The sequence below is a fragment of the Kineococcus sp. R86509 genome (assembly GCF_042466365.1).
Taxonomy (GTDB): Bacteria; Actinomycetota; Actinomycetes; order Actinomycetales; family Kineococcaceae; genus Kineococcus.
The window spans coordinates 3,601,634-3,615,019 of record NZ_JAXHCE010000001.1 but is presented as its reverse complement, the minus strand read 5'-3'; the positions used below and the strand labels follow the sequence as shown (position 1 = coordinate 3,615,019).

The following is a 13,386-nucleotide window of genomic DNA, read 5'->3' as shown; positions in this document are numbered from 1 at the left end:
TCGCCGGATCGCACGACCCGGCGGCGTACGACCGGGGCGGGGGAACCTCACGCTGGTGGCATGGACGACGACGAGGAGGAGGACGTCGCGCAGCGCTTCGACGACGCCGTGAACACAACCCCGAAGGAACTCGAGGACTGGCTCGCCACCGAGGAGTCGAAGTCCGTCGGGGTGGGTGAGGGAGAATCGGTCGGGCACCACTCGGGCCGGCGCATCGTCGAGATCCTCCGCGGGAAGAAGGGGGACCGCACCGACGCCGACGACGAGCACATGCGCCAGGTGGCCGGTTGCGTCGCCCGGCACTCGAAGCAGCGCCCCGACGGCGACGTCACGGACACGAAGTGGCGCTACTCCCTCATGGACTGGGGCAACGACCCGCTGAAGTGAAGATCCGGAGAACACGGCCGGTTCAGGATGCGGGGCGGCGCGGTCGTGGGCACTGTGGACACAGGCGCCCGCAGTTCAGGGCGCACCACAGAGAAGACCTCGATCCAGTCGGCGTCCCGCGACGCCGCAGGAGGAGCACCGCATGAGCAGTGTCATCGAAACCGTCGACGTCTCGGTCCCGGTCCACACCGCGTACAACCAGTGGACCCAGTTCGAGTCCTTCCCCGAGTTCATGGGCGGCGTGGAGCGCATCACTCAGACGGACTCCACGCACACCCACTGGGTGACGAAGATCGCCGGGGTCGAGCGCGAGTTCGACGCGGAGATCACCGAGCAGCACCCCGACGAGCGGGTCGCCTGGAAGAGCGTCGACGGCAAGGAGCACGCCGGTGTCGTGACCTTCCACCGCCTCGGTGACAACGAGACGCGCGTCACCGTGCAGCTCGATTGGGAGACCGAGGGTCTCATCGAGAAGGCAGGCGCCGCGATCGGCGCCGACGACCGTCAGATCAAGGCGGACCTCAAGCGCTTCAAGGCGTTCATCGAGTCCCGCGGCGGCGAGACCGGCGCCTGGCGCGGAGACGTCACCCCCGCGACCTGACGTGCGCGCGCAACGGCCCGGCACCCTCGAGGTGCCGGGCCGTTCGCGTACCCCGGGTCGCAGGGTGGGCACTGGAGACGGCCGCGGTGCGTCCGACGGCCGTCGCCACGACCTCCTGGCGATCGAGTGGAGTTTCTGGTTCTGGGACCGCGACGTGAGGAGTCCGAACGCCACGTCGGGCGTGATGCCGTGCCGGGCGATGAGCACACCCTTGGCCTGCTCGATGACAGCTCGGGGCTGCATGGCGACCACCAGGTTGTCCGCCCGGCCGTCGGACTCGGCGGGCGGCGCGGCGTTGCCCAGGGCCACAGCCGCGTACTGCGCGAACAGCCACAGGGACTGATCCGTCTCGTCGCCGAGGAGAAGTCCGGGAAGGCCTCGACGGTGCTGGTGTCCTCGATCCGGAGGGTGGTGTCCGCCTGCGCCGCAGCCAGGTAGGGTCCGAACCCCAGTGAGCACTGCCGTTCGTCGCGGTCGACGGTGTGGACGCGACCAGGGCCGAGCAGTCGTGCGTGTGGCTGGAGGTTCAACCCGCGGAAGAACCTGCACGACGACGCCCGGCCCCGGTCACAGGAGGTCAGGTCGGTTCGGGATCCTCGTGGGTGCGCTCGTCGGCCTCCTCGGCCTCCTGCGCGAAGCCCGTGTCGTTGCCGTAGCCGTCCAACGTCGGCGACTCGGCGGCCTCGTCGGTGCCGGGCGTTTCCTCGGGTTGTGTGGACACGTCGATCCTCTCCTCGGTGGGACTCACTGGACGGGCGGGACGGCGGAGGCGGTCACGAGGTCGGCTCGGTCCCAGACGCGGTGCGTGCCGAGAGCGGCGAGCAGCGACGGAGCGAGCTGCGTGGCGTCGGCGGCCACCAGGACCCCGGGCCCGCCGGCGCCGATGCCGGCGCCGGCGAGGACCGCGTCCCCGCTGCCCCAGGTGCCGAACGCCTTCAACTGCCGGTAGGCCTCCTGCAGGAGCACGACGGCCTTGACGTCGGCTCCGGTCGGTGCGCCGTCCGCGACGACGACCGCGTCGAACTCGATGGACCGGGCCGTCACGTAGGTGCGCTCCACGACCTGTTCCGCGTCGCTCCCAGCGCCGAGCACACCGCCGACGGGGGCGATCACCTTGAGCTGCACGCCGTCGGCGAGCAGGGCCGCGCGAAGGGTGGCGATGCCGGCGAGGTCCGCGTCGGGACCGGCGACGACCCCCACGATCCGGCCGGCGACCGGGTAGGTCTCCCCTGTGATCTGGGCGAGAGCCGGCGAGGGCGGGAGGTGGTCCACGGCGTCCTGCGCCGGGGCGGGCAGCCCGAGTCCGGCGGCGACGGTCGCGGCGAGGTCGGTGTCGATCTTGGCGAGGACGGCGAGCGTGCGTTCCTTGATGCTCTGTTCGCGGACCTTGCCGAGTTCGAAGGTGTAGGCCTCCGTGACGTGCGTCCGCTCCACCGGCGACAGGCTGGCGTAGAACATCGCCGGCTGCGTGAAGTGGTCGTCGAAAGAGGCAGGTGCCCCACGGACGACCTCCCCCTCGACCCGTCGCGGGACGTTGACGTAACCACCCTCCTCCGCGCTGGAGGGGAACGGCGCACCGCCGTCGAGGGTGTTCGGCGTGTAGGGAGCGACGCCCTCGTGGACGGCGTGCTGGTGGAACCCGTCACGCACGTTGTCGTTGACCGGCGCGTGCGGACGGTTGATGGGGATCTGCGCGAAGTTCGGCCCACCGAGGCGGGTGAGCTGGGTGTCGAGGTAGGAGAAGTTCCGGCCCTGCAGCAGCGGGTCGTTGGTGAACTCGATGCCCGGGACGACGTGCCCCGTGTGGAAGGCGACCTGTTCGGTCTCGGCGAAGTAGTTCGTGGGGTTGGCGTTCAGCGTCAACCGGCCGACCTTCTGCACCGGGCAGAGTTCCTCGGGGACGAGCTTCGTCGGGTCGAGCAGGTCGATCCCCTCGAACGTCTCCTCGTCGGTGTCGGGCATGACCTGCAGCCCGAGTTCCCACTCCGGGAAGGCGCCCGCGGCGATGGCCTCGGAGAGGTCGCGCCGGTGGAAGTCCGGGTCGACACCCATCGCGATCTGTGCCTCCTCCCAGGTCAGGGAGTGGACCCCGAGGACGGGCTTCCAGTGGAACTTCACCAGGCTGGTCCCGCCGTCGGCGTTGACCAACCGGAAGGTGTGGACCCCGAAACCCTCCATGGTCCGGTAGGAGCGCGGGATCCCCCGGTCGCTCATGTTCCAGATCGTGTGGTGGGTCGCCTCGGTGTGCAAGGAGACGAAGTCCCAGAACGAGTCGTGCGCGGACTGCGCCTGGGGGATCTCGGTGTCCGGGCTGGGCTTCCCGGCGTGGATGATGTCTGGGAACTTGATCGCGTCCTGGATGAAGAAGACCGGCATGTTGTTGCCGACGAGGTCCCAGACCCCTTCGCCGCTGTAGAACTTCACGGCGAACCCGCGGGTGTCGCGGGAGGTGTCGGCCGATCCCCGCGACCCGAGGACGGTGGAGAAGCGCACGAAGACGGGCGTCTGCAGGCCTTCCTGGGCCAGCACCTGCGCCCGGGTGACCGACGCGGCATTGCCGTAGGCGGTGAACACCCCGTGGGCCCCGGCACCCCGCGCGTGGACCACGCGCTCGGGGATGCGCTCGTGGTCGAAGTGCATGATCTTCTCGCGCAGGTGGAAGTCCTCGAGCAGGACGGGTCCACGTGGTCCGGCCTTGAGGGAGTGGTCGGTGTCGGAGATCCGGACGCCTTGGGGGCTGGTGAGCCGCTCCCCTCCCTGCGCCCGGGGATCGCGGCCCGCGCGGGGGCCCTGGTAGGTCACTCCGGTCGGACTCACCGACCGGGGCGCCGACTGGTCCGCACGTCGACGGATGGGCTGTTCGGACTCGGTGGTCATGGGTGGGCCTTCCTGGTGAACCGCTCCGCCGCCTGCGCGACGCTTTCGACTGCTGGTCCTGCGGATCGACCGTAGGCCCGGGTTGCGCGGGTCGCTCGTTCAAGGCCCTGGCCCCGCAACTGCCCAGGGCGCACCCCGACCCGGAGCGTGCGGCTCCCCGAGGCCTCCGCTTGCCGACGTCGACGGTGGGTGCTGGAGTGAACCTCACCGGGTGCAGCAGGCCGCCCTGACGACCGTGGAAACGGCTTCGGAGGCTGCTGATGGAACCACCCACCGCGACGGTGGTCGATGATCCCGCTGTCGACCAGCTGGTGCTGACGCACCTGAGTCTGGCGAGGTCGCTCGCTGCGCACTACCGCAACCGCGGCGAGCCCTACGACGACCTGGTTCAGGTCGCGAGCCTCGCGCTGGTCAAGGCGGCCCGGCGCTACGACCCCACCACCGGCTACCGGTTCGCCTCCTACGCCACCCCCACGATCATCGGCGAGATCCGCCGCCACTTCCGCGACCACGGGTGGTTCGTCCGCCCCCCGCGCAGTCTGCAGGAACTGCGGTTGCGCCTGCAGGCCGAGGAGGCCGGCCCGGACGAGGTCCTCGCCGCCCGCCTGGGAGCCAGCGTGGCCGACGTCAGGGCCGCACGGGAGGCCTCCAACGCCTACTCCGCCGTACCCCTCGACGCTTCCTGGGACTCCGACGACGCACCGCTGACCGAGCTCCTCGCCGACGGTTCCGACGACGTCGCCACCGTCGACGACCTCCTCTCCCTGCGCCGCATCGCAGCGGACCTCGACGACCGGGACCGCCGGATCCTGCACCTGCGCTTCTACGAGGACGCCACGCAGTCTGAGATCGCGGCTGAACTCGGGGTCAGTCAGATGCAGGTCTCGCGGCTGCTGAACACCTTGTTCCGACGGATGCGCGCTCTCCTCGAGGATCAGGTACCCGTCCGCGAACTCACCGCCGAACGAGGGCGGAGCGGCCCCGTGGCCGCCCCTGCGTGGTCGCGCATGCCGTCGAGGAGTTCGGTCAGCACGTCCCGGGCGGCGTGAACGGGCCTCCAGTCCAGCACCTCGCGCGCGCGGGTGGTGTCCATCACCGGCACTCCCAGGCCGAGATCCAGCCACCCCGGCTGGACCGGGTGCACGTGGGCGCGGTAGCTGACGTCGACCGCCGCTCGCACGAGCCTGCGGTTCAGCGCCACGTGGCGGGGCGCCTTGAACGCCCGGGCCAGGTCGTCCGCCGTGAGCACCGGGTCGTCGGCGACGTTGAAAGCTCCACCGGGAACCCGCTGCACCGCACGGGTGATGGCGTCGGCGAGGTCGTCGGCGTGGACCACCTGGAAACGCAGACCCGTCGGGAGCGGGAGGGTCGGCAGCGGGATCCGCCGGATGGTCCGGGTCGGTGCGAACCCACCGGCGAAGTAGCGGGCGATCTCGCTGCCCGCGTCCCGCTGGAACACCAGGGCCGGACGGATGCGCGTCACGACGAGTTCCGGGTGCTCGCGCTCCACGTCGTCCAGCTGGGTCTCCACGAAGGCCTTCTCGCGGGAGTACTGCGAGGACGGGATCCCGGTGGCGGGCCAGGACTCCTGGACGGGTTCGTCGTCGCTCGGGTGGGTCGTGTAGGCACCGACGGAGGAGACGTGGACGAGGTGCGGGACCCCCGCCCGCAGCGCCGCGTGCACCACCTGCCGGCTCCCCGTGACGTTGACCCGGGTCATCTCCCGGGGATCCCGGGCCGGCTGGATGAGCCACGCGGTGTGGATCACCGCGTCGACGCCGGCGAAGACCTCGGTCAACCGCTCCAGCGCAGCGGGTCCGGCGACGTCGAGGCTCTCCCACCGGACCCCGGCGTAGACCCCGACCGGGTCGGGCAGCCGTCGGCAGATCCCGACGACCTCGACGTCCTCCGCGGCGAGGCGACGCAGCAGGGCGGTTCCGACGTTGCCGGTGGCTCCGGTGATGGCGATGCGCATGTCACCACGCTCCCATCGGGTTCCGGTCCGGCAACCGGACGTCATCGCACGCGGGACGTCGACGACGAGGGGCGGAGGAGGGACTCACGAGTTTCCGCTACCCCCTCACGGACCCCCCGAAACATCGTTCGTTCCACCTCGCGCAACCTCGGCGGAGGGCGTAGGACCGTCGCATGCCCCTGATGCGTTCCCTGTTCGACGCTCCCTCGCGGTGGACGGTCCTCGACCCGGTGGCCGCACGGGCCAAGGACACCGCCGACCGTCTGCTGCCCGGTGGTTCGCTGCGAGGTCTGCTGCACGGCCGCCCGGCGGGCCATCCCGTCCACCCGGCGATGGCGATGGTCCCCGTGGGCACCTCCGTCTCGGCGTTCGTCCTCGACGCCGCCGCGGTGCTGCTCCCGGGAGGGCAGGCTCTGGGCGCCCCCGCGCGGCTGCTCGCCGCCGCGAGCGTCGCCACCGTCGCGCCGACCGCTGTCGCCGGCTGGGCCGACTACGTCGACCTGCACCCCGACCAGCAGCGCACCGCGATCGTGCACGCGGCGGGCAACGCGGTCGCGGCCACGCTGTGGACGGCGTCGTTGTTCGCCGGTCGACGGGCCCGGCTGCTGCGGACCGCAGGAACCCTGGCCGCCGGGGCGGCCGGAGCCCTGGGCGGCCACCTGGCCTACCGCTGGTCGGCGGGAGTGAATCACGCCGAGCACCTGGTCCACCTGGCCGGCGACGGGCAGGAGTTCTCCGACATCGGGACGCTCGACGACCTGGCCGAGGGCCGTCCGGAGCAGCGGTGGATCGGGGACGCGCCGTTGTGCGTCCTGCGCCGAGGCGGTTCCGTCATGGCCCTCACCGACACCTGCACCCACCTCGGCGCCCCGTTGCACGACGGCGAGGTCACGGGGACGGGTTCCGCGACGACCATCACCTGCCCCTGGCACGCGAGCGAGTTCCGCTTCGCGGACGGTGAGGTGGTCGACGGTCCGGCCACCGCTCCGCAGCCGGTCGTCGAGACCCGGGTGGAGGCGGGGCGCGTCATGGCGCGCGTCGTCGGACCGCCCCTCTGAGTTCAGGAGCACCCGACGAGAGTTCTGGAACACCCGACGAGAAGGAGAACAGCGTGCGAGCACTGACGTGGCAGGGCAAGCGGTCGGTCAGCGTCGAAGACGTGCCGGACCCGCAGGTCGTCGAGCCGACGGACGCGGTCGTGCGGATCACCTCGACGGCGATCTGCGGGTCCGACCTGCACCTCTACGAGGTCCTGGCCCCCTACATGGCCAAGGGTGACGTGCTGGGGCACGAACCGATGGGCATCGTCGAAGCGGTGGGGTCCGCCGTCACGGACCTGAGCCCGGGCGACCGGGTCGTCATCCCGTTCAACATCTCCTGCGGCCACTGCTTCATGTGCGACCGCGGGTTGATGTCGCAGTGCGAGACCACCCAGGTGCGGGAGAAGGGCTCCGGGGCGGCCCTCTTCGGGTTCAGCTCCCTCTACGGCTCCGTCCCCGGCGGCCAGGCGCAGTACCTGCGCGTCCCGCACGCCGACTTCGGCCCGATCAAGGTCGGCCGGGAGGGCGACAACGGGCTCGCGGACGAGCGGTACCTGTTCCTCTCCGACATCCTCCCCACCGCCTGGCAGGGCGTGCAGTACGCCGACGTCCCCGAGGGCGGCACCCTCGCGGTGCTGGGCCTGGGGCCGGTCGGTCAGTTCGCGGCCCGCATCGGCCGGCACCTCGGGTACGAGGTCATCGCCGTGGACCCGGTCGAGGAACGTCGCCAGATGGCCCACCGCAACGGGGTGACGGCGATCGACTTCACCGACGGCAGCGGTTCCGACGTAGTCACGCAGCTGCGTGAACGCACCGACGGCCGCGGCCCGGACGCCGTCCTCGACGCCGTCGGCATGGAGGCTCACGGCGGGACGGAGGGGGCCGTGGCCAAGGCGGCCCAGACCGCCGTCGGTCTGCTGCCGGACAAGCTCGCCCAGAAGGTCATGGAGACCGGCGGGATCGACCGGTTGTGGGCCGTGCGGACGGCCGTCGACGCCGTCCGTCGCGGGGGCACCGTGTCGTTGTCGGGCGTCTACGGCGGCGAGGCGGACCCGATGCCGATGATGACGATGTTCGACAAGCAGCTGCAGTTCCGCATGGGCCAGTGCAACGTGAAGAGCTGGATCGAGGACCTGCTGCCCATCGTCGAGGACCCGACCGACCCGCTCGGCATCGACGACCTCACCACTCACCGGGTCCCGCTCGAAGACGCCCCGGACGCGTACGAGATGTTCCAGACCAAGCGTGACGGGTGCATCAAGGTCGTCCTCAAACCCTGACGCCTGCTGCACCACCCGCGCCGCGGTCTCGCGCTGCGGACCGCGCTCGCCGCGCCCCTCGCCGGGATCGTGGCGGGCGCGGTGTCGTCCCGCGGTCGCCGAGGAGTGACGGGGCCCTGGTCCCCACCCGTGAGCGGCGTCAGGCGCTGAGGTCGTGGGCGACACCGGCGGGAGTCCGTCCCAGGAGCCGGTCGCTGGTGAGGACGGGGTGCGCGGTGGAACTCAGGACGTTCGCCCCCGGCAACGCCCGGACCCGGTCGACGAACTCCCGGTCCTCGTGCGCCGGCCGGGACGGGAACCCACCGGCGGCCCGGTACGTCGAGGCGCGCACGCCGAGGTTCGCGCCGTGCACGTGGCGGTGGCCCGCGGCGCAGGTACCTGCGGCGTACCGTCTCCGCCACTCGGTGTGGACCGTGACGGGCCCTGCGAGTCGGACGGTTCCGAGCAGCAGGTCGATCCCCGCGTCGCCCGCGCGCCGGTGGTGCGGCAACCACTGCCCGGGCACGACCGAGTCCGCATCGGTGCAGGCGATCCAGGTCGAACGCAGTTCCCGGGCAGAGCGGCCCGCGAGCGCCTCGTCGACTCCCGCGGCCCGGGCCGCACCGACGTTGCCGGCCCGGGAACGGATCACGTGAGCGCCTGCGGCGCTCGCGTTCTCGGCGGTCGCGTCGCGGCAGAGGTCCGCCACGACGACGAGGTCGACGGGGATCCCGAGACGGCCGGCCGAGAGGAGGACCGAGGTGACGGCGGCGGCGATCGTCCTCTCCTCGTCGCGGGCCGGCACGACGACGACCATCCGCTCGAGGGCGGTCACGGGGTCAGTCCACCGGCCCGGGCGACGGAGGTGGCGGGGGGTCGGACGAGGACGTCGAGCAGGAAGTCCTCCTCCTCGTGGTGGGCGAGGACGGTGAGTTCCGGGGTGGCGCGCAGCACGCGGTGGACCTCGTCGCCGGTCAGGGGGTACCCCTGGACGAGGTGTCGCCAGTGGCAGGCGACGAGCACCCCGTCCGCGCTCAACGCGGCCGTGGCGCGGGCGAGGAGGTCGGCGAGGTCGGCCGGCCCGCAGTAGTAGGCGACCTCGGACAGGACGACGAGGTCGAACTCACCGGCGGGGAACTCCTGCGGGACCCGGGCCACCCTGGTCTCGACGGTTTCCCCGAAACCCGCGGCGCTGACGCGGTCCCGGGCCTGCCGGACGGCGGACGCAGCGATGTCGAGGGCCAGGAGCCGGTCGCACCGGGCGGCGAGGTCGACGGTGAAGACCCCGGCGCTGCAGCCGATCTCGAGGGCGGACGTGAACCTCGGCCGGGGCAGCACCGCAGCGGTGAGGGCACGTTTGCGCTGCTCGTACCAGCGGTCCTCGAAACCCCAGGGGTCGTCGCCGTTCTCGGTGTAGAAGCCGTCGAAGAACTCCACGCCGAGGCTCCCGGTGAGTTCCTGCCCGTCGGGGACCAGGAAGACCTCGACGTCCCGGTCGAAGTGCTGCTGGACGGCGGGCGGCAGCAGGACCTCGTCCCCCGGGAGTTCGGACAACGGTCGCGTCTGGGAGACGTGCTCGGCGAGGGCGGCGCCCTTGTGCCCGCGGGCGACGGGGTCGAGGTCGAGGCGGACCCCGGCCGTCCACGGGATCCGGTGGTCACCGGGGTGCGCCCAGTGCCACGCCCACACCGGGTACTGCAGGCAGCGGACGCCGGCGGTGACGGCCAGTTCCGCGCAGACCAGGCCGGCGGCGTCGTGGTCGGGGTGGGCGTCACCGGACCACGGGCTGATCAGCAGGGTTCCGGGCCGGAGCAGGTGCTGCACCGCCTCGCGCACGCGAGCGGGGGCTGCCGTCAGTGTCCCGTCGGGGATCTGCGCCCGGTGCACCCGGGCGTCCGGCGCGCTCAGGGCGACGGCGCGGGCGACCTCCACGGCACGGACCTCGGCGAGGCGGTCGGGGGTCGTGGTGGACGACGCGGGGTGCGACGCCTCGCCGTCGGTGAGGACCAGGACGTCCAGGGGCAGGCCGCGGGCGGCGGCGACGGCGAGGAGCCCACCGGCGCCGAGGGTCTCGTCGTCGGGGTGGGCGGCGACGACGAGCACGTGCGCGACGCCGTCCCAGGACAACCGCGGGAGGTCGCGCAGGCCGGGCCACGCCAGCCAGTCCGCTTCGGGTGTCCCGTCCCCGTCGTGGGTGAACTCGACGGGTTCCTCGTTCACGACGGCCATGTCGTCCCCTCCTCGGTCTCCTGGTCGGCTGTCTCGTCGAGTTTCTCGAGCATCTCGCCGAGGGCGGCGACGTCACGTTCGGCGTGGTCCTGGCGCAGGTACACGGTGAGGTCGGCGACCCGGGCCGCGTGCGCGGCGTCGAAGGTCAGCGGTGCCGGCCCGAGGTCGTGGCCCACGATCCGCAGGACGTCCTCGGCCGCTTCCGCGACGATCGCGCGGGTCTGCGCGGCCAGCACCTCACCGGCCCGTCCGGTGGCCGCTCCGGCGTCGACGTCGACGGCGGCCGCCTCGAGCGCCAGCCGGGCGTTCCGCAGCCGCAGGTCGACGGTTCCGCGGTGGTACCGGGCGAGCTGGTCGTCCCGGGTCCCGTGCCGCAACGCACGGGCGACGCCCACGGCACCCCCGAACCAGCAGGCCGCGACCCCGATGCCGCCGTGGGCGAAACCCGGTCGTCGCAGGTACCAGCCGGCCTCACCGACGGGCTCGGCGGGCGCGCGGTGCAGGTGCACGGGTCCGCTGGGGACCTCGACGAGCCCCCGGCTGTGCCAGGCGCCGACCTCGACCTCGACGGCCCCGCTCTCCCGGCCCGCCGCGAGGTCGACGGCGAACAGCCGGCGACCGGACGGCGTGTGGGCGGTGACGAGCGCGTGGGAGAGGTCGCCGGCGAGCGAGCACCAGGGTTTGGTGCCCTCGAGGACCCACCGCCCCGACGCGGTGCGGGCGTCCAACCGGACGGCATCCGACTCGGCGGCGAAGACCCCCCAGGTGCTTCCCGGGGGGAGGGCTTCCCCGGCTTCGGCCAGGATGGCGACCGCGTCCAGGTGGGCCTCGAGGATCCGGGCCGTCGTGAGGTCCTCCGCGGCCGAGGCGGCGAGGAACTGCCAGCGACGCAACGTGTCGCCGGATCCGGGCAGCGGCACGGTCGCCGAGGAACTGCTCGCCACGGCGAGCGCCTGCTGGATGGGCACGTGCGGGAACCTCCGGATCTCGATGTCGCGGAGGGCTTCACGACCAGCTGGAACGTAACCCCGTCAGGCCTGCCCGGCGCGTCGGAGTACACCGTCCACCGGGTCCAGGTCGTCGACGATCTCCTGGGCGACGTCGCGCAGTCGCCGTCGCTCGGCCCGGGCCCGGGCCCGGAGCCGCTGGAACGCCTCGTCGGGGTGGCAGCGGTAGCGCTCCGCGAGCGCACCCTTGGCCTGTTCCAGCACGATCCGGCTGTCGAGGGCCTCCTGCAGCTGGGCCCGCACCCGCGCCCCTTCGGCGACGTGCTCGAGCTGAGTGAGGCCGATGGCCCCGAACGAGGCCATCGCGTGGGCGACGTCGGACTCGACCGCCGAGTAGGGACCCTCGTGGTCGCGGAAGAGGTTCAGGGCCCCGATGGTCCGACCGCCGCTCCCGACCGGAACGCTGTGGACCGCCATCACCCCGGCCTCGCGGGCGCTGCGGGCGAACTCGGGCCAGCGGGCGGTGAGCTCGGCCGCGGTGGGGACCGAGACGACCTGCCCCGTGCGGTAGGCGTCCAGGCAGGGGCCCTGGCCCGTCTGCAGCTGCACGACTTCGACGCCGCGGACGTCGTCGGACGTGGCGGCCAGCGGTTGCAGGTGCCCGTCGCCGTCCTCGACGACCAGACCGACCGCGCTGGCCGACAGCAGCCGGGCGCAGTGGTGCACGAGGCGGTGGGCGAGGTCCAGCGCCTCACCGTGGTCGGCGAGCACCTGGGCGACGTCGTTGACCGCCGCGGCGACCGCATCGGCGCGTACGTCCACGCCAGTCCTCCACGAAGCCGGCGTTCTGCCGGCTGGTCGTCCCGCCACACCTCGTCGGCACGCCCCGGGCTGCACGTGCCCGTCCATTCTTCACGACCACGCGTCCTGGGCGACACCGGGTCCGGGTGGTGATCACGAGGCTACGATCACCGGGGTCCCGCGACGAGGACCGCCACGCATGACGGGACAGGCACGACGATGACGCGGATCCAGCGCACGGTCACCTCCGAGGAACGGGTCTCCTGACGTGTTCGGGCCGCTGAGCGCGTTCCCCGTCACGCCGCTGGACGACGGCCGCGTCGACGCGCGGGGCGTCCACACCCTGGTGAGCAGGGCCGTGCGGGGTGGTGCCGACTCCGTCGGCGCCCTCGGTTCCACCGGTGGTTACCCCTACCTGAGCCGGGCCGACCGCCGGCGGGTCGCGGAACTCAGCGTCGAGGCCGCGGGCCCGGTCCCGGTGCTCGTGGGTGTCGGGGCGCTGTCGACGCGCGAGGTGCTGGAGCACGTCGAGGACGCGCAGGCCGCAGGGGTGGCGGGCGTCCTGCTGGCGCCGTTGAGCTACCAGCCGCTGACCGACGACGAGGTCTTCGCGTTGTACGAGGACGTGACCGGGGAACTGTCGGTCCCGTTGTGCGTCTACGACAACCCGACGACGACGCGGTTCCGCTTCGGCGACGAACTGCTGGGCCGGGTCGCCGCGTTGCCGCACGTGGTGTCGGTGAAGATCCCCGGTGTCCCGGGCGATCCAGCCCAGGCCGCCGAGCGGGTCGCCCGGCTGCGGGCCGTCCTCCCGGCCGGGGTCAGCGTCGGCGTCTCCGGCGACGTGCACGCCGTGACCGGTCTGCGGGCCGGCTGCGACCTCTGGTACTCGGTGCTGGCGGGGGCCCTCCCCGGTCGCTGCCGCGCGGTCGTGGACGCCCTCGCCGCCGGCGACGGTCACCGCGCACGGGAACTCTCCGACCAGTTGCTGCCGCTGTGGGACCTCTTCGCCGGGTACGGCGGACTGCGGATCGTCTCGGCGGTGGTCGAGGTGCTCGGGTACGTCCCCACCGCCACCCCGCCCCGGCCCCTGCTGCCGCTGCCCGAGGCGGCGCGCCGTCAGGTGCAGGAGGCGCTCGCCCTGGTCTCGGCGAGCGGTCCGCTGGCCTGACCCCGCACATCGTCGGTCGCAACTGCGCGCTCCGCGCAGCGTGGGGCCACGAACGGTGCAGCTCGCCGCTGGTCTGCGCGCACCGCCGCTGCCTACCGT

General features: G+C 72.5%; 13 protein-coding genes and 1 pseudogene. 6 read left to right on the top strand and 8 right to left on the bottom strand.

Translation table 11 applies throughout. The features are described from left to right. Positions 1 to 60: 60 nt before the first annotated feature. Together SJY07_RS17665 and SJY07_RS17660 are read left to right on the top strand one after the other, a co-directional pair. Complete coding sequence (locus SJY07_RS17665; protein ID WP_380160867.1) at positions 61 to 387, top strand: DUF3140 domain-containing protein; 327 nt, start codon at positions 61 to 63, stop codon at positions 385 to 387. 142 nt (positions 388 to 529) lie between these two features. After that, on the top strand, positions 530 to 988 hold the full coding sequence (locus SJY07_RS17660; protein WP_328292919.1) for an SRPBCC family protein: 459 nt from the start codon (positions 530 to 532) through the stop codon (positions 986 to 988). 174 nt (positions 989 to 1,162) lie between these two features. Here the strand turns inward: SJY07_RS17660 and SJY07_RS17655 are convergent. From SJY07_RS17655 to SJY07_RS17645, 3 genes and pseudogenes are all read right to left on the bottom strand, one after another. Continuing rightward, positions 1,163 to 1,231: pseudogene (locus SJY07_RS17655) on the bottom strand (ANTAR domain-containing protein); the annotation flags it as partial. A gap of 334 nt (positions 1,232 to 1,565) precedes the next feature. After that, positions 1,566 to 1,709, bottom strand: a complete 144-nt coding sequence (locus SJY07_RS17650) for a hypothetical protein (RefSeq protein ID WP_328292920.1) — start codon at positions 1,707 to 1,709, stop codon at positions 1,566 to 1,568. A gap of 23 nt (positions 1,710 to 1,732) precedes the next feature. Further along, a complete protein-coding gene (locus SJY07_RS17645; RefSeq protein WP_380160864.1) occupies positions 1,733 to 3,865 on the bottom strand; it encodes a catalase in 2,133 nt (710 codons plus the stop codon). Positions 3,866 to 4,125: 260 nt separating this feature from the next. Here SJY07_RS17645 and SJY07_RS17640 point away from each other — a divergent pair, with 260 nt between their 5' ends. Further along, positions 4,126 to 4,914 (top strand): sigma-70 family RNA polymerase sigma factor, encoded by a 789-nt coding sequence (locus tag SJY07_RS17640; protein ID WP_380160862.1) that lies wholly within the window; start codon positions 4,126 to 4,128, stop codon positions 4,912 to 4,914. Here the strand turns inward: SJY07_RS17640 and SJY07_RS17635 are convergent. Continuing rightward, the gene (locus SJY07_RS17635; RefSeq protein ID WP_380160860.1) at positions 4,800 to 5,840 is read right to left on the bottom strand and encodes an NAD-dependent epimerase/dehydratase family protein; all 1,041 of its coding nucleotides are present in this window, start codon (positions 5,838 to 5,840) and stop codon (positions 4,800 to 4,802) included. The two genes, SJY07_RS17640 and SJY07_RS17635, sit on opposite strands and share 115 nt — an antisense overlap. A gap of 173 nt (positions 5,841 to 6,013) precedes the next feature. Between SJY07_RS17635 and SJY07_RS17630 the strand changes: the two genes are divergently transcribed. Both SJY07_RS17630 and SJY07_RS17625 read left to right on the top strand, forming a co-directional pair. Beyond that, positions 6,014 to 6,898: a Rieske (2Fe-2S) protein gene (locus tag SJY07_RS17630; protein ID WP_328292924.1), complete on the top strand. Its 885-nt coding sequence runs from the start codon at positions 6,014 to 6,016 to the stop codon at positions 6,896 to 6,898. Between the two features lie 53 nt (positions 6,899 to 6,951). Beyond that, positions 6,952 to 8,160 (top strand): zinc-dependent alcohol dehydrogenase, encoded by a 1,209-nt coding sequence (locus tag SJY07_RS17625; protein ID WP_380160857.1) that lies wholly within the window; start codon positions 6,952 to 6,954, stop codon positions 8,158 to 8,160. Between the two features lie 139 nt (positions 8,161 to 8,299). On the opposite strand, the gene SJY07_RS17620 is transcribed toward SJY07_RS17625, so the two are convergent. The 4 genes from SJY07_RS17620 to SJY07_RS17605 all read right to left on the bottom strand — a co-directional run bounded on the left by SJY07_RS17620 (position 8,300) and on the right by SJY07_RS17605 (position 12,137). Then, positions 8,300 to 8,974 carry a glycosyltransferase gene (locus tag SJY07_RS17620; RefSeq protein ID WP_380160855.1) on the bottom strand — a complete coding sequence of 225 codons (675 nt, stop codon included), beginning with the start codon at positions 8,972 to 8,974 and terminating at the stop codon, positions 8,300 to 8,302. After that, positions 8,971 to 10,368 carry a PIG-L family deacetylase gene (locus tag SJY07_RS17615; protein WP_380160853.1) on the bottom strand — a complete coding sequence of 466 codons (1,398 nt, stop codon included), beginning with the start codon at positions 10,366 to 10,368 and terminating at the stop codon, positions 8,971 to 8,973. The genes SJY07_RS17620 and SJY07_RS17615 overlap by 4 nt, the downstream gene beginning before the upstream one ends. Continuing rightward, entirely contained in the window at positions 10,356 to 11,336 is a 981-nt protein-coding gene (locus tag SJY07_RS17610; protein ID WP_380160851.1) for an acyl-CoA dehydrogenase, read from the bottom strand. Before SJY07_RS17610 ends, SJY07_RS17615 begins: the two co-directional genes overlap by 13 nt. 63 nt (positions 11,337 to 11,399) lie before the next feature. Next, positions 11,400 to 12,137: a GAF and ANTAR domain-containing protein gene (locus SJY07_RS17605; RefSeq protein WP_380160849.1), complete on the bottom strand. Its 738-nt coding sequence runs from the start codon at positions 12,135 to 12,137 to the stop codon at positions 11,400 to 11,402. Between the two features lie 247 nt (positions 12,138 to 12,384). On the opposite strand from SJY07_RS17605, the gene SJY07_RS17600 reads away from it, so the two are divergent. Beyond that, positions 12,385 to 13,287: a dihydrodipicolinate synthase family protein gene (locus SJY07_RS17600; RefSeq protein ID WP_380160847.1), complete on the top strand. Its 903-nt coding sequence runs from the start codon at positions 12,385 to 12,387 to the stop codon at positions 13,285 to 13,287. The last annotated feature ends 99 nt before the right edge of the window (positions 13,288 to 13,386 follow it).